The sequence below is a fragment of the Kitasatospora sp. NA04385 genome (assembly GCF_013364235.1).
In the GTDB taxonomy this organism is placed as follows: Bacteria; Actinomycetota; Actinomycetes; order Streptomycetales; family Streptomycetaceae; genus Kitasatospora.
The window spans coordinates 3589317-3607288 of sequence record NZ_CP054919.1; the positions used below are offsets into that span (position 1 = coordinate 3589317).

The following is a 17972-nucleotide window of genomic DNA, read 5'->3' on the forward strand; positions in this document are numbered from 1 at the left end:
TCAGCTCAGGCCCGGCACGAACTGGACGACCAGGTCGATGAGTTTGATGCCGGCGAAGGGGACGGCCAGGCCGCCGAGGCCGTAGATCCCGATGTTCCTCGACAGCAGCGAACTCGCATTGCTGGGGCGGTACTTGACGCCGCGCAGGGCGAGCGGGATCAGGCCGACGATGACCAGGGCGTTGAAGACGATCGCCGAGGTGATCGCGGACTGCGGGCTGTGCAGCCCCATCACGTTCAGCCGGCTCAGGCCCGGGTACACGCCGGCGAACATCGCCGGGATGATCGCGAAGTACTTGGCGACGTCGTTGGCGATCGAGAAGGTGGTCAACGCGCCCCGGGTGATCAGCAGTTGCTTGCCGATCTCGACGATCTCGATCAGCTTGGTGGGGTTGGAGTCCAGGTCGACCATGTTGCCGGCCTCCTTGGCCGCCATGGTGCCGGTGTTCATCGCCACGCCGACGTCGGCCTGGGCGAGCGCCGGGGCGTCGTTGGTGCCGTCGCCGGTCATCGCGACCAGCTTGCCGCCCTCCTGCTCCTTCTTGATCAGCGCCATCTTGTCCTCGGGGGTGGCCTCGGCGAGGAAGTCGTCGACGCCCGCCTCCTCGGCGATGGCCCGGGCGGTCAGCGGGTTGTCGCCGGTGATCATCACGGTCCGGATGCCCATCCGGCGGAGCTCCTCGAAGCGCTCCCGCATGCCCTCCTTCACCACGTCCTTGAGGTGGACGACGCCCAGGACGCGCGGTACGCCCCCGGCCGCGCGCTCGGCCACCACCAACGGGGTGCCGCCGGCCGCGGAGATGCCGTCGACCAGCACGGCCACCTCCTCGCCGACCGAACCGCCGTGTGCGGTTACCCAGTTGGCGACCGACCCGGCCGCGCCCTTGCGGACCTGCCGCCCGTCCAGGTCGACGCCGGACATCCGGGTCTGCGCGGTGAACGGCACCCAGGCCGCGTGCGCCAACTCGCCCCGGGCGCGGGCCCGCAGGCCGTACCCGGTCTTGGCGAGGACGACGATGGAGCGGCCCTCCGGGGTCTCGTCCGCCAGCGAGGACAGCTGCGCGGCGTCCGCCAGCTCCCCGACCGGGACGCCCGCGGCGGGCTGGAACTCGGCGGCCTGCCGGTTGCCGAGGGTGATGGTGCCGGTCTTGTCGAGCAGCAGCGTGTTGACGTCGCCCGCGGCCTCCACCGCCCGGCCCGACATGGCCAGCACGTTGCGCTGCACCAGGCGGTCCATGCCCGCGATGCCGATCGCCGAGAGCAGCGCGCCGATGGTGGTGGGGATCAGCGCCACCACCAGCGCCACCAGCACGATCGTCGACTGCGGGGCGCCCGCGTACGCCGCCATCGGCTGCAGGGTGACCACGGCGACCAGGAAGACCACGGTGAGCGAGGCCAGCAGGATGTTCAGCGCGATCTCGTTCGGCGTCCGCTGCCGGGCCGCGCCCTCCACCAGGGCGATCATCCGGTCGACGAAGGTCTTGCCCGGCTCGGAGCCGATCCTGACCACGATCCGGTCGGAGAGCACCTTGGTGCCGCCGGTCACCGCGCTGCGGTCGCCGCCGGACTCCCGGATCACCGGCGCGGACTCGCCGGTGATCGCCGACTCGTCGACCGACGCGACGCCCTCGACCACGTCGCCGTCGCCCGGGATCACCTGCCCGGCCTCGACCACCACGTGGTCGCCCAACCGCAGTGCGGTGCCCGGGACTTCCTCCTCCGTGCCGGACGCGGGCCAGTCGGTGAGGCGGCGGGCGACGGACTCCGTCCGGGCCCGGCGCAGGGTGTCGGCCTGCGCCTTGCCGCGGCCCTCGGCCACCGCCTCGGCCAGGTTGGCGAACACCGTGGTCAGCCAGAGCCAGCAGGTGATCGCCCAGGCGAACACCGACGGGTCGGCGACCGCGGCGACGGTGGTGACCACCGAGCCGACCTCGACCACGAACATCACCGGGTTGCGCACCATCACCCGGGGGTCGAGCTTGCGCAGCGCGTCGGGCAGCGAGGCGAGCAGCAGTTTCGGATCGAGCAGGCCGGCCGCGGCCCGGCGCGGGACTTCAGGGACGGTGGTGGACATCAGTGGAGACCTTCTGCGATCGGCCCGAGGGCCAGGGCCGGGAAGTAGGTGAGGCCGACGACGATCAGGATCACGCCCGCCAGCAGGCCGACGAACAGCGGCCGGTGCGTGGGCAGCGTGCCCGCGCCCGCCGGGACGGGGCGCTGCCGGGCCAGCGAGCCGGCCAGCGCGAGCACGAACACCATCGGCAGGAAGCGGCCGAACACCATGGCCAGGCCGAGCGCCGTGTCGTACCAGGTGGTGTTCACGGTGATGCCCGCGAACGCCGAACCGTTGTTGTTCGCCGCCGAGGTGAACGCGTACAGCACCTCGGAGAAGCCGTGCGCGCCGTCGTTCAGCATCCCGGCGCGCTCGCCGGGCAGCGCGATCGCGGTGCCCGCGCCGATCAGCACGATCGCCGGGGTGGTGAGGATGTACAGCGAGGCGAACTTCATCTCCCGGCCGCCGAGCTTCTTGCCCAGGTACTCGGGGGTGCGGCCGACCATCAGGCCCGCGACGAACACCGCGACGACCGCCAGGATCAGCATGCCGTACAGGCCGGAGCCGGTGCCGCCGGGCGCGATCTCGCCGAGCATCATGTTGAACACCGTCAGCCCGCCGCCGAACGGCGTGAACGAGTCGTGGAAGGAGTTCACCGCACCGGTCGAGGTCAGCGTGGTGGACGCCGCGAACAGGCTGGACGCGGCCACGCCGAAGCGCTGCTCCTTGCCCTCCGTCGCCGCCCCGGCCGCCTGCAGCGCGCTGCCGGCGTGCTGGTGCTCGAAGAAGGTGATCAGGACGGTGGAGGCCACCCAGAACAGGCCCATCACGGCGACGATCGCGTAGCCCTGGCGGTGGTCGCCGACCATCCTCCCGAAGGTGCGCGGCAGGGCGAAGGGGATCAGCAGCAGGAGGAAGACCTCCAGCAGGTTGCTGAAGCCGGTCGGGTTCTCGAACGGGTGGGCCGAGTTGGCGTTGTAGAAGCCGCCGCCGTTGGTGCCCAGCTCCTTGATGACCTCCTGCGAGGCCACCGGCCCGCCGGGGACCGACTGCTGCCCGCCCGACAGGGTGGTCACCTGCTCGAAGCCGTGGAAGTTCTGCACGACGCCGTTGGCCACCAGCACCAGGGCGAAGACGACGGCGAGCGGCAGCAGCAGGCGCAGCGAGATCCGGGTCAGGTCGACCCAGAAGTTGCCGACCCGGTCGGTGCGGTTGCGGGTGCTGTGCTTTCCCGGGGGACGACCCCCGGACCCCCGGAACCCGCGGATCAGCGCCGCGACCACCGCGATGCCGACCGCCGCCGAGACGAAGTTCTGCACCGCGAGACCGGTCATCTGCACCAGGTGGCCCATCGCGGACTCGCCGCCGTAGGACTGCCAGTTGGTGTTGGTGGTGAACGAGATCGCGGTGTTCCAGGCCTGGTGCGCTTCCATCTCCGGCACGCCCAGGCTCAGCAGCAGGTGCGTCTGGAGGCGGATCAGCCCGTACAGGAACAGCACGGACAGCGCGGAGAACGCCAGCACCGAGCGCAGGTAGACGGGCCAGCGCTGGTCGGCGTCGGCGTCGACGCCGACCACCTTGTACAGCGCCTTCTCCGCTCTGAGGTGCTTGGCGGAGGTGAGCAGCCGGGCGATGTGGTCGCCCAGCGGTCGGTAGCACAGGGCCAGCGCGCCGACCAGGGCGAGCGCCTGCAACCACCCGGCGAGAGTGGCCCCCATGTCAGAACTTCTCCGGGTGGAGCAGCGCGAGGACGAGGTACCCGACCAGCGCGGCGGCGACGAGGAGACCCGCTATGTGCTCGGCGCTCACAGCTTCTCCACCCCCCGCGCGATCAGGGCGAGGACGGCGAACACGGCGACCGTGACACCGACGTAGATCAGGTCTGACATGGCATCCACCAGGGTGGCTCGGAACGGGCGCCGGCGCTTTCGCCGGCACCTGGAGCCAAGCAGCACGGACCGCCGTTCCCGCGTCCCCTGACGCCCCCCATACGGCCGCCCGGCCGCCCTTGACGCCCCCTTGACGCCGGGCGGCTCCCCCGGCCGGGCGCGCTACCCGGTGCAGGGCGCGCCGGTGAAGGGCGCGGCCAGCGCGGTCAGGGTCTCGCCGAGGGGGCGGTCGATCCGGACGGTGGCCAGGTCGTCGCCGCGGGTGGTGCCGCGGGTGACGATGGCGACGGGCTTGCCGGTCTTCGCGGCGTGGCGGACGAAGCGCAGGCCGGACATCACGGCGAGCGAGGAGCCGAGGACGAGCAGGGCACGGCCGTCGTCCACCAGCCGGTAGCAGCGCTCGACGCGGTCCTTGGGGACGCTCTCGCCGAAGAACACCACGTCCGGTTTGAGCACGCCGCCGCAGGAGGAGCAGGACGCGACGACGAACGAGGCGACCAGGTGGTCGGGGAGTTCGACGTCGCCGTCCGGGTTGGTGCGCGAACCGGCGTCCCGGAAGGACGGGTTGAGGACGGCGAGGCGTTCGTCGAGGGCGGTGCGGGGGGTGACGGCGCCGCAGTCGAGGCAGACCACCCGGTCGAGGCCGCCGTGCAGTTCGACGGCGTCGGCGGTGCCGGCGGCGCGGTGCAGGCCGTCCACGTTCTGGGTGATCACGGCGGCGATCCGGCCGGCCTCGCGCAGCCGGGCCACCGCGAGGTGCCCGGCGTTCGGGCGGGCCCGGGCGACCACCGCCCGGCCGGCGTGGCTGCGCGCCCAGTAGCGGCGGCGGGCGGCCTCGCCCGCGACGAACTCCTGGTACGTCATCGGGGCCCGGTGGCGGCGCACGCCGTCCGGCCCGCGGTAGTCCGGGATGCCGGACTCGGTGGACAGCCCGGCCCCGCTCAGCACCACCACCCCGCCGCCGGACAGCAGCCGGGCCACCTCGGGGAGTCCGTCCTCGTGCACGCTCATGCCGTCCATTGTGGAACGCCGGGAACGCGGACGGAGGAACCCGGCGGCCCAGGCAGTACCCCCACGCACCGCCCGGGCCGCCCCGGGTGCGGACGTTCCGGCCCCCACAGCCCGAACTTCCGCTGCCTCCTTTGTACTTCGATTCACCACCTGCGCAGAAGACGCGTACGGATCTTTCTTGGGAGCGCTTCCAAACGGCCGCCGCGCGCCGGGCGGTCACCACGCCCCCGGCGGCGCGCACCCCGCCGGGCCGGCCCCGGCCGGACCACCGGCCCGCGGCGCCGGGCGCGGCCAGGCGGTGCCCCACGCACCGGGTCCGGGCCGCGCCCCTCGGTGCGGCGGCCGGGCCCCACGGCCCGGCCGCCGCCGTACGGTCGGCTCTCAGCGCGCTCGCCGGGCGGCCGTCGCCCCCAGGGTGCCGAGCAGGGCCGCGGCGATGAGCAGGGCGAGGCGGCCGGTCTCCGCGGCGGGGCCGGACCAGCCGAGTTCGGCGTGGCGGTGCTCGGCGAAGCCGTTGTGGAACAGCCAGGCCGCCAGGCCGATCAGCGGGGCCGCGGCCGGCCGTGACCGGCCGCCCAGGGCGGCACAGCCGGCGGCGAAGGCGGTGAGCGCGAACCAGCCGGGCCGCAGTTCGCCCAGCAGGCCGAGGGCGGCCGCCGTCCCGGCACCGGTGAGGAGGGCCAGGGCGGCCGACAGGTCGACCGGCAGCCCCCGCGCGGGGCTCCCGGCGCTCATCCGCGCCCGACCAGCCCGCACAGCTCCGCGTCCAGGTCGCCGCCGTCCGGCCCGCCCGGCCCGTCCGGCAGCGGGCGGGCCCGGCAGCACCAGGACCGGGCAGCGGGCCGCGCGCACGCAGCGGGCGGGGACGGAGCCGCGCAGGCCGCGCCGCCACCAGGAGCCGGCCGCGCCGAGCCCCAGCAGGTCGGCGCCCCGGTCGGCGGCGGCGAGCAGGGCCGCGGCGGGCGCGCCGCGCACGCAGCGGGCGGTGACGGGCACGCCGTCGAACCCGGCACCGCCGGACGCCGCGGCCAGCGCCTCGTCCAGCCGCTGCTCGGCGGCGGCCCGGACCGCGGACAGCAGCGGCGGGCAGGGCGAGCGCAGGTACCCGGGCGCGCCGCCGGGCGGCTCCCAGGCGTGCAGGGCCAGCACCTCCGCGCCGCCGCCCGCCCGCCGGGCCTCGGCCACCGCGCGGTGCAGTGCGGCCGGCCCGGCGGGCGACCCGCTGACGCCGACCACGACGCGCATCCGCTGTGCCATCTCGTCCTCCGCTCGTCCCTCGTCCGGGGAGCGCGGGCCCCGGCCTTCCGGTCGCCGGGGCCCGCCTCCGGCCACCAGCAGACCTGCGGGAACGGGCTCCGGGCCGGTCCTTGACGCCTCCCTGACGCCCGCCGCCGCTTTCCCGACGCCGCCTTGACGCCCGCCCGGCCCGGGGCGGCGTTGACTGGAGGGAGGAGCGAGGAGGCGGGTGCGATGGCGGAGGTGCGGGAGCCCCGGGTGGTGGTCGGCGTGGACGGGTCGCCGGGCAGTCTGGCCGCGCTGCGCCGGGCGGTGGTGGAGGCCGCGGCGCGCGGGGCGGTGCTGGTGCCGCTGCTGGCCGGCCCGCCGTCGGAGGCGGCGGCCCGGCGGCTGCTGGACGGGGCGCTGCGGCACGCGGTCGGGGGCTGGCCGGACGGGGTGGTGGTGCGTCCGGTGGTCGTGGCCGGGGCGGCGGGGCCCGCGCTGGTGGCGGCGGTCGGCGGCCCGGACGACCTGCTGCTGCTCGGCGCCCGGGAGCACCGCCGCCACCTGCGGGGCGCCCGCACCGAGCGGCACTGCCGGCTGCACGCGCCCTGCCCGGTGCGGGCCGTCGCCGCCCCGGCGGACCGCCCCGTCCGGGCAGCCTGAAGCGTCAACTCGCCTTCCTCACATGCGAGTTGACTGACAGCGCGGAAGCGGTTCGAATGGTTCCGGAACCTGCCGCACCGGCCGGGCCTTCAGCACCTCCCCGGGAGCGACACCATGCACGTCACGCTGTTCCGCCGGGTCCGCCCGTTCGGCGGCCCGGTCACCGACCTGGTCGCCGTGGACGGCGTCCTGGCCGCCGGGCTCCCGCCGGGCGCGCGCCCGTCCGTGGTGGAGGGCTGCGGCCGGATCGCGCTGCCGACGCTGGTGGACGCGCACGTCCACCCGGACAAGACCACCTGGGGCGAGCCCTGGTACGGCCGCCGCCCGGCGCACGATCTCCCCGCGTACGTGGCCGCCGACGTCGAGCTGTACGAGCACCAGCGCACCCCGGTCGGCGAGCGGGCCCACCGCCTGCTCGCGCACGCGGTGACCCGGGGCACCCGGGCCGTGCGCGCGCACGTGGACGTCGCCCCCGCGTACGGCCTGGCGGGCGTCACCGGCCTGCGCGAGGCCGCCGAGCGGCTGGCCGGGAAGCTGGACGTGCAGTCGGTGGCGTTCCCGCAGCACGGCGTGGTGCGCACCCCGGGCGCGGCCGGGCTGCTCACCGAGGCGGCCCGCGAGCGCCTGGTGGACGCGGTCGGCGGCATCGACCCGGCCGGGTTCGACGGCGGCGGCCCGGACGGCCGCGAGCAGCTCGACCTGCTGTTCGGCCTGGCCGAGCGGTACGGCGTGCTGCTGGACGTGCACCTGCACGACCTCGGCGCGGCCGGCCTGGGCCCGCTGCGGGCGCTGGCCGAACGGACGGTCGCGGCCGGGCTGCAGGGCCGGGTGACGGCCAGCCACGTGTTCTGCCTGCCCGAGCTGCCCGCCGCCGAACTCGACGCCACCGCCGACCTGCTGGCGGCCGCCGGGATCGGGCTGACCACCGTCGCCCCGTCCGCGCACCAGGTGCTGCCGTTCCGCGCGCTGCGCTCCCGCGGGGTGCGGGTCGGCCTCGGCTCGGACGGCGTCCGGGACTCCTGGAGCCCGTTCGGCAACGCCGACATGCTGCACCGGGCGCACCTGCTGGGCTGGACCACCGACGCCCGCACCGACGCCGAGCTGACCGACTGCCTGGAGCTGGCCGCGCACGGCGGCGCCGACCTGCTCGGCCTGCCCAGGGCCGACCTGCGGCCCGGCACGCCCGCCGACTTCCTGCTGGTGGACGGCGAGTGCGTCCCGCAGGTGGTGGTCGACCTGCCGCCGCGCGAGCTGGTGGTGAAGGCGGGCCGGGCGGTCGCCGAGCACGGCGCGCTCGTCCCCTGACGCCCGCCGCGACGGCGGTGGCCGCCCCCGCGACGGGGCGGCCACCGCCGTCCGCGCGCCCGCTCAGTCGCGTTCGACGTCGACCTCGGTCAGCCGGGCGAACCGCTCCGGGTCGGTGCGCCGGATCCGCCGGGCGACCTGCCGGCCGATCAGCGCGACCACCGGCAGCGGCACCAGCAGCAGCCAGTTGACCAGGCCGGTGCGGCCGGTCAGCAGGTCGAAGTTGAACAGCGCCAGCACGGCCAGCACCGCCAGCCCGGCGGCGGCCAGCAGCGGCGCCCAGACCACCCGGAACGCCGACAGCCCGCGCCGGTCCTTGCGGAAGAACGCGAACACCGCGACCGCCGCCAGCGCCTGCATCACCATGATGCCGAGCACGCCGACGCTGTTGGACCACAGCAGCACCACCAGGTACGGGTCGACCGCGAGGACCGCGCCCAGGCCGACCACCAGCGCGTTGAACGCCGACTGCACCAGCACCGCCCGCCCGGGCGAGCCGGTGCGCGGCGACACCCGGCCCAGCCCGCGCGGCAGCAGGCCCTCGCGGCCCAGCGCGTACAGGTAGCGGGCGGCGGCGTTGTGGAAGGCCAGCGCGGAGGCGAACGCCGACACGATGATCAGCACGTGCATGGTGTCCGACAGCCACAGGCCGACGAAACGCTCGGCGGCCCGGAAGGTCAGGTCCGGCCCGCCGTCGGCCCGGGCCTGCGCGACCGCCTCGTCGGTGCCGTACGCGCCCATCACGATCCAGGTGCCCAGGGCGTAGAACACCGCCAGGAAGCCGATCGCGATGAACGTCGCCCGGGGCACGGTGCGGGCCGGGTCGCGGGCCTCCTCGGCGTAGATCGCGGTCGCCTCGAAGCCGGTGAACGCGCCGATGACCAGCACGAACATGCCCGCCACCCCGGCCTGGGTGAGCAGCGACGGGTCGAAGGAGACCGGGTCGAGCGCGGCCGTCCCCCGGTCGGCCAGCACCCCGCCCTCCATCAGCAGCAGCGACAGCACCTCCAGCACCAGCGCCACGCCGAGCACCTTCGCCGACAGCGTGACCTTCAGCCAGCCGAGCACGCCGACCACGGCCACGCAGCCGCCGGACAGCAGCCACCAGGGCACGTGCGCGCCGGTGCGCTGCTCGATGTGGCCGGCCGCGAAGTAGCCGAACGCGGCCGCCACGCCCGGGGTGATCAGGTTGTAGCTGAGCACCGCCACGTAGGCGGTGACCACCCCGAGGGTCCGCCCCAGCCCGCGCGCCACGTACGCGTAGAACGCGCCCGCGTTGCGCACGTACCGGCTCATCGCGGTGAACCCGGCGGCGAACAGCACCAGCAGCGCGCCCGAGATCAGGTACGCGGCCGGTGCGGACGCCCCGCCCACCCCGATCGCGAACGGGGCGATGCCGGCCAGCACGGTCAGCGGCGCCGCCGCGGCGACCACGAAGAACACCAGGTCGGTGGTGCCGATCAGGCCCTTGGCCAGCCGGCCCGCGGCCGGGGCGGACGGGTCGGGCGGTTCGGCCGGGGCGGGTGCCCGGTCCACGGAGGGGGTGAGGGACATGGTGGGGGGATCCTTCCGGGGTGCTGCGGATGTGCGTGGGGGAACTTCGCTACTGCGAAAGGGGGTCGAGGCGGTCCAGTACGGTGCGGCCGCGGTGCAGCACCAGCAGCCGCTCCGGGTGCGCGGCGACGGCCTCGGGCACCGAGTGCGCGGCGACGGCCACCAGGTTCGCGGGCCGCCCCACGGCGATCCCGTACTCCTCGACGCCGAGCGCGCGGGCGGCGTTCACGGTGGCCAACTCGGCCGCCAGCACGAGTTCCTGATCGGTCATCAGCTCGCCCTGCAAACCGATGACGGTGGCCCGCTCCAGCATGTCGCCGGTGCCGTACGGCCACCACGCGTCGCGGATGTTGTCGGAGCCCGCGAAGACCAGCACGCCCAGCTCGTGCAGCAGCTTCACCGGCGGCATCGTCCGGGCCGGTCCGTTGGTCATCACGGCCACCCCGGCCCGCGCCAACGCCGAGGCGGTCCGGGTGAGTTCGGGCTCGGCGAGCTGCCCGAGGCAGTACGCGTGGCTGACCGCGACCCTCCCGCCCAGGCCCAGCGCGGCCGTCCGCCCGGCGATCGCCCGCAGCTGCGCCGCACCGGCCTCGCCGCCGTCGTGCAGGTGGATGTCGATGCCGGCGCCGTGCCGCTCGGCCAGGCCGAACACCACGTCCAGCTGGCCGTCCACGTCCCCGTCGAAGCCGAACGGGTCGAGCCCGCCGATCAGTTCGGCGCCCTCGCGCAGCGCCGCGTCCAGCAGCCCGGCCACCCCGGGCTCGGCCAGTACGCCGCTCTGCGGGAACGCCACCAGCTGCACGTCGAGCAGCTCCCGCACCCGCTCGCGGGCCTCCAGCACCGCGTACAGGTGGTCCAGCCCGGTGTCCGGGTCGACGTCCACGTGCGAGCGGACGAAGCCGGTGCCCAGCGCCGCCATCCGGCGGGCCAGCGCCTCCGCCCGGTCCGCCACCGGGGCCCGCTCGGCGACCTCGCGGCGCAGCTCCCGCTCCGCGGCGATCTGCTCGCGCAGGCCGGCCGTCGCGCGGTGCGGCTGCCAGGGCGCGCCGAGGAAGGTCTTGTCCAGGTGGGCGTGCCCGTCGACCAGCGCGGGCAGCAGCACCGCCCCGTCCAGCGCGGCCCGGCCGGCCCCGGGGTCGACGCGCTCGCGCCCGGCCGGGACGGGGGTGATCGCCGCGATCCGGCCGTCGTCGATCCGCAGGTCGGCGCGGGAGCCGTCGGGGAGGGTGGCGTCCAGCAGCAGCTGCGGGCCTGGCGGGAGGGCGGTCACGGGCGGGCTCCGGTGCTCGTCGGGGAGGGTGAGCGGCCAAGCTATCTGGTATACCGAATACCAGACAAGAGGGGGGCCGGAGCCGATCTGGAATGATCTGATCTACTGCCCGCTCCCTCCGCCCGCTTCCGCCTGGAGCCCCCCGATGACCGACACCCTCGGCGACGCCCACCAGTCGCTGGCGGACCTCGTCTACGTCCAGTTGCGCGAACGGATCATCGAGGGCGAGTACCCCGCCGGGCAGCGCCTGGTCGAGCGCGAGCTCGCCGACGGCATGGGCGTCTCCCGGATTCCGGTCCGCGAGGCCATGCAGCGCCTCGAACGCGAGGGCTTCCTCGCCGTCCAGGCCCGCCGCGGCGCCGTCGTCGCCGACTTCGGCCCCGAGGAGGCGGAGCACTTCTTCGCCGTCCGCGAGTCCCTGGAGGCGCTCGCCGCCAGCCTCGCCGCCCGGCACGCCACCCCCGCCGGCGTCCGCGGCCTGGAACGCATCCTGGCCCGCACCCGCAAGGCCGCCGAGGCCGGCCGGCTGCGCGAGACGGTCAGCCTGAACGCCGATTTCCACCGCGAGATCGTCGAGCTCTCCGGGAACCCGCTGCTGCGCGACATGATGGCCCCGCTCGACGGCCGCCTGCGCCGCCTGTTCCGGCTCACCTCCGACGTCGGGACCAGCCTCCCGATGTGCACCGAGCACCAGCGGCTGCTGGACGCCATCCGGGCCGGCGACCCGGAGACCGCCGCCGACCTCGCCCGCCACCACGTCGCCGGCACCCGCGCCTTCGCCCGGCAGGCCCTCGGCGGGTAGCTCCGCGGTGCCGGGCCGACGCCGGGCCGGTGCCGAACCGGTGGCGGACCGGTGGCGCGAAACGCCCACCCGAACTGCGCGAATGGCCCCGTAGGCCCCACCTCGGCACACCCCCTCCTCATATGATCGGAGCGACATGCGTCATCCTTGGTGGTGAGTAGCACTGCCCAGACACCAGCAGGAGGAAGCTCGTGGACGACGTTCTGCGGCGCGCCGCGCTGTTCGCGGCACTCGACGACGACCAGGCTGCCGAGCTCCGCGCTTCCATGACCGAGGTGACGCTCGCCCGCGGTGAGTCGCTGTTCCACGAGGGCGACCCGGGCGACCGGCTCTACGTCGTGGTCGAGGGCAAGGTCAAGCTGCACCGGGCCTCCCCCGACGGCCGCGAGAACATGCTCGCCGTGCTCGGCCCCTCCGAGATGATCGGCGAGCTCTCGCTCTTCGACCCGGGCCCGCGCACCGCCACCGCCACCGCCCTCACCGAGGTCAAGCTCCTCGGCCTCGGCCACGGCGACCTGCTCCCGCTGCTGCACGCCCGGCCCGAGGTCTCCATCGCGCTGCTGCGCGCCATCGCCCGCCGCCTGCGCCGCACCAACGACGTGATGTCCGACCTGGTCTTCTCCGACGTGCCCGGCCGCGTCGCCAAGGCCCTGCTCGACCTCTCCCGCCGCTTCGGCGTCCCCTCCGACGAGGGCATCCACGTCGCCCACGACCTCACCCAGGAGGAGCTGGCCCAGCTGGTCGGCGCCTCCCGCGAGACGGTCAACAAGGCGCTCGCCGACTTCGCCGGCCGCGGCTGGCTCAAGCTGGAGGCCCGCGCGGTCGTCCTGCTCGACGTCGAGCGGCTCTCCCGCCGGTCCCGCTGAGCCGCTCCGCCCCGACCGCGCCCGCGCGCACCGCCAGGTGCACCGGGCGCGGTTCCGCGTTCCCGGGGCCCCGGGCCGGCCACGCCGGGCCCCTAGACCAGGCCCCTAGACCAGGCCCCGGTCCTCCAGGTAGGTGAGCTGGGCCCGGACCGAGAGTTCCGCCGCGGGCCACAGCGCCGGGTCGACGTCCGCGTACACCCGGGCGACCACCTCGGCGGCGGTGCGGCACCCGGCCTCGACCGCCGTCTCGACCTGGGCGAGCCGGGCCGCCCGGTGCGCCAGGTAGTAGTCGACGGCGCCGAGCGCGTCCGCCAGGACCGGGCCGTGGCCGGGCAGGACGGTGCGCACGCCGTGCTCGGAGGCCATCGCGTGCAGGCGGCGCAGCGAGTCGAGGTAGTCGCCCAGCCGCCCGTCGGGGTGGGCGACCATCGTGGTGCCGCGGCCCAGGACGGTGTCGCCGGTGAGGATCGCGCCGTCCGCGGGCAGGTGGAAGGTCAGCGAGTCGGAGGTGTGCCCGGGGGTGCCGACGACCCGCAGGTCGAGGCCGCCGACGTCGAGGCGCTGCCCGCCGCGCAGGCCCTCGTCGCCGAGCCGCAGCGCCGGGTCGAGGGCGCGGACGGGGGTGCCGGTGAGCTCGGCGAACCGGGCGGCGCCCTCGGCGTGGTCGGCGTGGCCGTGGGTGAGCAGGGTGAGCGCGATCCGCTTGCCCTGCCGTTCGGCGGTGTCGACGATCCGGCGCAGGTGGGCCTCGTCGAGCGGGCCGGGGTCGACGACGGCGGCGAGGTCGGAGCCGGGTTCGGAGAGCAGCCAGGTGTTGGTGCCGTCCAGCGTCATCGGGGACGGGTTGGGGGCGAGCACGCACTGGGCGCGCGGGGTGGCGACCCCGCCGACGGTGTCGGCGGGGTCGCCCGGGAGCGGGCCGCTCACGCGGCGCCCTCGGAGTGCGCGCTCACCCGGTGTGCTGCGCTCACGCGACGTCCCGTTCGGCGCGGCTGAGGCGGCGCAGCGGGAGCGGCCGGACCAGGTCGCGGCCGGGCAGGTCGCGGACCAGGCTGCGGACGGTCTCCCGGGGCGCGCTCCCTTCGTCGCAGGCGGCGGCGCGGGGGGTGACGGTGCGGGCGGGCATGGCCGAGGTCCGGCGAGCCACGTCGTTGTGGGTCATCGGAGTCTCCTTCCGAGGTCAAGACGGTGGTTGCGGTGGTCCGGTCAACGGTACGGGCCGACGCGGGCCCGTCCCGGAACGGGTCGCCCGGCGGGGCCGGTGATCGTTCCGGGGGAAGGTTCTCACGCCGGGAACACTCCGTCGATAGTCAGCTCGTCATACCCGCTCCAGCGCACCGTCATGCGGTCCCCGGAGACCACCGCCCGCCCCAGCACCGGCACCAGCTTCCGGCCCGCCGCCGCCCCGGGCAGCTCGGCCGCGGCGCGCAGCGGCAGCAGCTCGCGCAGCACCGTGACGGTCGGCGGCAGCATCCCGAACTCGCCCGCCTCGAACCCGGCCACCGCCGCCGCGGGGGTGAGCCAGGCGACCCGGTCGGCCTCCCCGACGGTGTCCGCGGCGGCCTGCCCGGACGGCAGCACCGCGGCGAAGAACCAGGTGTCGAAGCGCCGCTCCTCGAACTCGGGCGTCACCCAGCGCGCCCAGGCCGCCAGCAGGTCGCTGCGCAGCACCAGCCGGTGCTCCGCCAGGAACTCGGCCAGCGACACCTCGTGCCGCTCCAGCGCGCCCCGCTCGGCGGCCCAGTCCCGGGGCCCGACCAGCGTCCGCGCGTCCGGCCCGGCCAGCAGCACCCCGGCCTCCTCGAAGGTCTCCCGGACGGCCGCGCACAGCACCGCGCACGCGGTCGGCTCGTCCACCCCCAGCCGCTCGGCCCACTCGGCGGGCGACGGCCCGGCCCACGGCGGGCGCACCTCCCGGTCGCGCGGGTCCACCCCGCCGCCCGGGTAGGCGTACATGCCCCCGGCGAAGGCCATCGTGGTGCGCCGGCGCAGCAGGTACACCTCGGGGCCGGCCGCGGCCTCGCGCAGCAGCACGACGGTAGCGGAGGGCCTGGGCGGCACGGGGGCGATCTCCCCGGCGGCCACGGCGCGGATTCGGGCGGGCCAGGACGGCGGCATCTCCAGCATGTTCACGGATGTTAACCGCACCCGCCCGGGAACGGCCCCGGCCCGCACGCCGAGGGCCCGCCACCGCGAACGGTGGCGGGCCCTCCCCTGTCAGGGGCGCGGCGCCCGGATCAGTCCCGGACCCGCACCGTCAGCTCGACCTCGACCGGCGCGTCCAGCGGCAGCACCGCCACGCCGACGGCGCTGCGGGCGTGCACGCCCTTGTCGCCGAACACCTTGCCCAGCAGCTCGCTGGTGCCGTTGACCACGCCGGGCTGGCCGGTGAAGTCGGGGGCGGAGGCGACGAAGCCGACCACCTTCACGACCTGCTCGACCCGGTCCAGGTCGCCGACCACCGACTTGACCGCGGCCAGCGCGTTCAGCGCGCAGACCTGCGCCAGTTCCTTGGCCTCCTCCGCGGTGACCTCGGCGCCGACCTTGCCGGTCAGCTGGAGCTTCCCGGCGACCATCGGCAGCTGACCCGAGGTCAGCACGTGCGCGCCGTCGCGCACCGCCGGGACGTACGCGGCGACCGGGGCGGCGACCTCGGGCAGCGTCAGTCCGAGCTCGGCGAGCCGCTGCTCGACCTGGCCCATGCCCTACTCCTTCTCGCGCTTGAGGTACGCGACCAGCTGCTCCGGGTTCGGCCCGGGAACGACCTGGACGAGCTCCCAGCCGTCCTGGCCCCAGGTGTCGAGGATCTGCTTGGTGGCGTGCACGAGCAGCGGCACGGTGACGTATTCCCACTTGGTCATGGGGGTGACTCTAGCCGCCCGGGCCGGTGTGAGGTGGGACACAAAGCGGGCATGATTCGCCGGGGCCGCCGGGGTGCTCCCGGCATCCGGACCGCGCGCTGGTTACCCTCGCGGTGGGAGCGGCCCCAGACCGACCACCGGGAACGGCGGCGGACGGCACGGACAGCACGGACAGCACGGGCAGTACCGACAGCGACGGACGGAGAGCGGGCGTGGCGGGCACCAGCGGCACGGCGGGGCCGACCGAGCAGGAACCGCCGCGGGAACCCGACTGGGAGGGCGTCCGGCTGCACGTGGTCAGCGGGAAGGGCGGCACCGGCAAGACCACGCTGGCCGCCGCCCTGGCCCTGGCGCTGGCCGCCGACGGCGGCCGCACCCTGCTGATCGAGGTGGAGGGCCGGCAGGGCATCGCCGAGCTGTTCCAGATCGCCGCGCTGCCGTACGAGGAGCGCCGGGTGGCCACTGTGACGCCCGCCCAGCTCGGGCTGCCCGGCAAGGGGCACGGCGAGGTGCACGCGCTGGCGATCGACACCGAGCAGGCGCTGCTGGAGTACCTGGAGATGTTCTACAAGCTGGGCCGGGCCGGGAAGGCCCTGCAGAAGGTCGGCTTCGTGGACTTCGCCACCACCGTCGCCCCCGGCGTGCGCGACGTGCTGCTCACCGGCAAGGCCTGCGAGGCGGCCCGCCGCAAGGGCCCGGACGGGCGCCGCCGCTACGACGCGGTGGTGATGGACGCCCCGCCCACCGGCCGGCTGACCCGCTTCCTGAACGTCAACTCCGAGGTCGCGGGCCTGGCCCGGATAGGGCCGATCCACTCCCAGGCGCAGGCCGTGATGCGGGTGCTGCGCTCCCCGGAGACCGCGGTGCACTTCACCACCCTGCTGGAGGAGATGCCGGTGCAGGAGACCGTGGACGGGATCGCCGACCTGCGCGCCTCCGGCCTGCCGGTCGGCGGCGTGCTGGTCAACATGGTGCGCCCGCCGATACTGGACGCGGCGGCGGTGGCGGCCGCCGACGGCGACCACCGCGAGGAGGTGGCGCTGGCCCTCGGCGAGGCCGGCCTCGGCGGGCGCTCGCGCAAGCCGGAGACCGTCCGGGCGAACGTGGAACCGCTGCTCGACCCGCTGCTGGAGCAGGCCAGGGAGCACGCCGAGCGGGTCGAGCTGGAGCGCTCCCAGCGCGTCGAGATCCAGCAACTCAAGCTCCCCACCTACGAGTTGCCACTGGTCGGCGAGGGCATGGACCTGGCCGGGCTGTACCGGCTGGCGGGCGAGCTGAAACGGCAGGGAGCGGCATGACCGGGCTGGACATCGACACCCTGATCGACGACCCGGAGACCCGGATCGTGGTCTGCTGCGGCTCCGGCGGCGTCGGCAAGACCACCACCGCCGCGGCGATCGGGCTGCGCGCCGCCGAACGCGGCCGCCGCGTCGTGGTGCTGACCATCGACCCGGCCCGCCGGCTGGCCCAGTCGATGGGCCTGAGCGAGCTCGACAACACCCCGCGGGTGGTCAAGGGCACCCGGGGCGACGGCGAACTCCAGGCCATGATGCTGGACATGAAGCGGACCTTCGACGAGGTCGTGCTGGCCCACGCGGAGCCCGACCGGGCCAGGGTGATCATGGAGAACCCGTTCTACCAGTCGCTGTCGGCCGGGTTCGCGGGCACCCAGGAGTACATGGCGATGGAGAAGCTCGGCCAGCTCCGCGCCGAGGACCGCTGGGACCTGATCGTCGTCGACACCCCGCCGTCCCGCTCCGCGCTGGACTTCCTGGACGCCCCGACCCGCCTCGGGTCCTTCCTGGACGGCCGGGTGATCCGGCTGCTGACCGCCCCCGCCAAGGTCGGCGGCCGCTCCGCGATGAAGTTCCTCAACGTCGGCATGGGGCTGATCACCGGCACCCTCGGCAAGATCTTCGGCGCCCAACTGCTCAGCGACATCCAGACGTTCGTCTCCGCGACCGACTCGATGTTCGGCGGCTTCCGGGAACGCGCCGACCGCACCTACCAGCTGCTGAAGGCCGAGGGCACCGCGTTCCTGGTGGTCGCCGCCCCGGAGCGGGACGCGCTGCGCGAGGCCGCCTACTTCGTCGACCGGCTCGCCGACGACGACATGCCGCTGGCCGGCCTGGTGCTCAACCGGGTCCACTCCACCGGCGCCCCGCAGCTCACCGCGGAGCGCGCGCTGGCCGCCGCCGAGGCACTGGAGGAGAACGGCACCCCGCACGCCGGAGCGGCGGCCGAGACGCTGGCCGCCGGCCTGCTGCGCCTGCACGCCGAACGGGTGCAGATCATGACGAGGGAGCGGCGCACCCGCAATCGCTTCGCCTCGGTCTACCCGGACGTACCGATCGTCGAGGTGGCCGCCCTCCCCGGCGACGTCCACGACCTGGACGGCCTGCGGGCCATCGGCGACCGGCTCGGCTCCCCCACCGAACGGCCCGACGGCCCGTCCACCGACCGCTCCTGACGGAGCGT

18 protein-coding genes are annotated in these 17972 nt (G+C 75.2%); 6 read left to right on the top strand and 12 right to left on the bottom strand.

The annotated features are described in order from the left end of the window. From kdpB to HUT16_RS15840, 5 genes are all read right to left on the bottom strand, one after another. Positions 1–2073 carry a potassium-transporting ATPase subunit KdpB gene (gene kdpB / locus HUT16_RS15820; protein ID WP_176188815.1) on the bottom strand — a complete coding sequence of 691 codons (2073 nt, stop codon included), beginning with the start codon at positions 2071–2073 and terminating at the stop codon, positions 1–3. Further along, on the bottom strand, positions 2073–3770 hold the full coding sequence (gene kdpA / locus HUT16_RS15825; protein ID WP_176188816.1) for a potassium-transporting ATPase subunit KdpA: 1698 nt from the start codon (positions 3768–3770) through the stop codon (positions 2073–2075). Before kdpA ends, kdpB begins: the two co-directional genes overlap by 1 nt. Before the next feature lies 1 nt (position 3771). Then, positions 3772–3861 carry a K(+)-transporting ATPase subunit F gene (gene kdpF / locus HUT16_RS15830; protein WP_176188817.1) on the bottom strand — a complete coding sequence of 30 codons (90 nt, stop codon included), beginning with the start codon at positions 3859–3861 and terminating at the stop codon, positions 3772–3774. A 242-nt stretch (positions 3862–4103) separates the two neighbouring features. Next, the gene (locus tag HUT16_RS15835) at positions 4104–4961 is read right to left on the bottom strand and encodes an NAD-dependent protein deacetylase (RefSeq protein ID WP_176188818.1); all 858 of its coding nucleotides are present in this window, start codon (positions 4959–4961) and stop codon (positions 4104–4106) included. Between the two features lie 372 nt (positions 4962–5333). Further along, positions 5334–6209: a universal stress protein gene (locus tag HUT16_RS15840; RefSeq protein WP_254897830.1), complete on the bottom strand. Its 876-nt coding sequence runs from the start codon at positions 6207–6209 to the stop codon at positions 5334–5336. Positions 6210–6422: 213 nt separating this feature from the next. Here HUT16_RS15840 and HUT16_RS15845 point away from each other — a divergent pair, with 213 nt between their 5' ends. Both HUT16_RS15845 and HUT16_RS15850 read left to right on the top strand, forming a co-directional pair. Continuing rightward, positions 6423–6836 (top strand): universal stress protein, encoded by a 414-nt coding sequence (locus HUT16_RS15845; RefSeq protein WP_176188819.1) that lies wholly within the window; start codon positions 6423–6425, stop codon positions 6834–6836. A 114-nt stretch (positions 6837–6950) separates the two neighbouring features. Next, a complete protein-coding gene (locus HUT16_RS15850; RefSeq protein WP_176188820.1) occupies positions 6951–8141 on the top strand; it encodes an amidohydrolase in 1191 nt (396 codons plus the stop codon). A gap of 63 nt (positions 8142–8204) precedes the next feature. Here HUT16_RS15850 and HUT16_RS15855 read toward each other — a convergent pair whose 3' ends face one another. Then, on the bottom strand, positions 8205–9695 hold the full coding sequence (locus HUT16_RS15855; RefSeq protein WP_176188821.1) for an APC family permease: 1491 nt from the start codon (positions 9693–9695) through the stop codon (positions 8205–8207). Positions 9696–9744: 49 nt separating this feature from the next. Beyond that, complete coding sequence (locus HUT16_RS15860) at positions 9745–10965, bottom strand: amidohydrolase family protein (RefSeq protein WP_176188822.1); 1221 nt, start codon at positions 10963–10965, stop codon at positions 9745–9747. A 145-nt stretch (positions 10966–11110) separates the two neighbouring features. On the opposite strand from HUT16_RS15860, the gene HUT16_RS15865 reads away from it, so the two are divergent. Both HUT16_RS15865 and HUT16_RS15870 read left to right on the top strand, forming a co-directional pair. Next, positions 11111–11767 (top strand): GntR family transcriptional regulator, encoded by a 657-nt coding sequence (locus HUT16_RS15865; RefSeq protein WP_176188823.1) that lies wholly within the window; start codon positions 11111–11113, stop codon positions 11765–11767. 191 nt (positions 11768–11958) lie between these two features. Next, positions 11959–12633, top strand: coding sequence for a Crp/Fnr family transcriptional regulator (locus HUT16_RS15870; protein WP_033220149.1), 675 nt, complete (start codon positions 11959–11961; stop codon positions 12631–12633). 105 nt (positions 12634–12738) lie between these two features. On the opposite strand, the gene HUT16_RS15875 is transcribed toward HUT16_RS15870, so the two are convergent. From HUT16_RS15875 to HUT16_RS15895, 5 genes are all read right to left on the bottom strand, one after another. Beyond that, entirely contained in the window at positions 12739–13560 is an 822-nt protein-coding gene (locus HUT16_RS15875; protein WP_176188824.1) for an MBL fold metallo-hydrolase, read from the bottom strand. A gap of 40 nt (positions 13561–13600) precedes the next feature. Then, positions 13601–13795: a hypothetical protein gene (locus HUT16_RS15880; protein ID WP_176188825.1), complete on the bottom strand. Its 195-nt coding sequence runs from the start codon at positions 13793–13795 to the stop codon at positions 13601–13603. Positions 13796–13917: 122 nt separating this feature from the next. Beyond that, positions 13918–14760: an NUDIX domain-containing protein gene (locus HUT16_RS15885; protein ID WP_176188826.1), complete on the bottom strand. Its 843-nt coding sequence runs from the start codon at positions 14758–14760 to the stop codon at positions 13918–13920. A gap of 110 nt (positions 14761–14870) precedes the next feature. Next, a complete protein-coding gene (locus HUT16_RS15890; protein ID WP_176188827.1) occupies positions 14871–15335 on the bottom strand; it encodes a RidA family protein in 465 nt (154 codons plus the stop codon). 3 nt (positions 15336–15338) lie between these two features. Further along, on the bottom strand, positions 15339–15494 hold the full coding sequence (locus HUT16_RS15895; RefSeq protein WP_014136749.1) for a DUF4177 domain-containing protein: 156 nt from the start codon (positions 15492–15494) through the stop codon (positions 15339–15341). 287 nt (positions 15495–15781) lie between these two features. On the opposite strand from HUT16_RS15895, the gene HUT16_RS15900 reads away from it, so the two are divergent. Both HUT16_RS15900 and HUT16_RS15905 read left to right on the top strand, forming a co-directional pair. Beyond that, the gene (locus HUT16_RS15900; protein ID WP_176192698.1) at positions 15782–16792 is read left to right on the top strand and encodes an ArsA-related P-loop ATPase; all 1011 of its coding nucleotides are present in this window, start codon (positions 15782–15784) and stop codon (positions 16790–16792) included. Beyond that, entirely contained in the window at positions 16789–17964 is a 1176-nt protein-coding gene (locus HUT16_RS15905; protein ID WP_176188828.1) for an ArsA family ATPase, read from the top strand. The genes HUT16_RS15900 and HUT16_RS15905 overlap by 4 nt, the downstream gene beginning before the upstream one ends. The last annotated feature ends 8 nt before the right edge of the window (positions 17965–17972 follow it).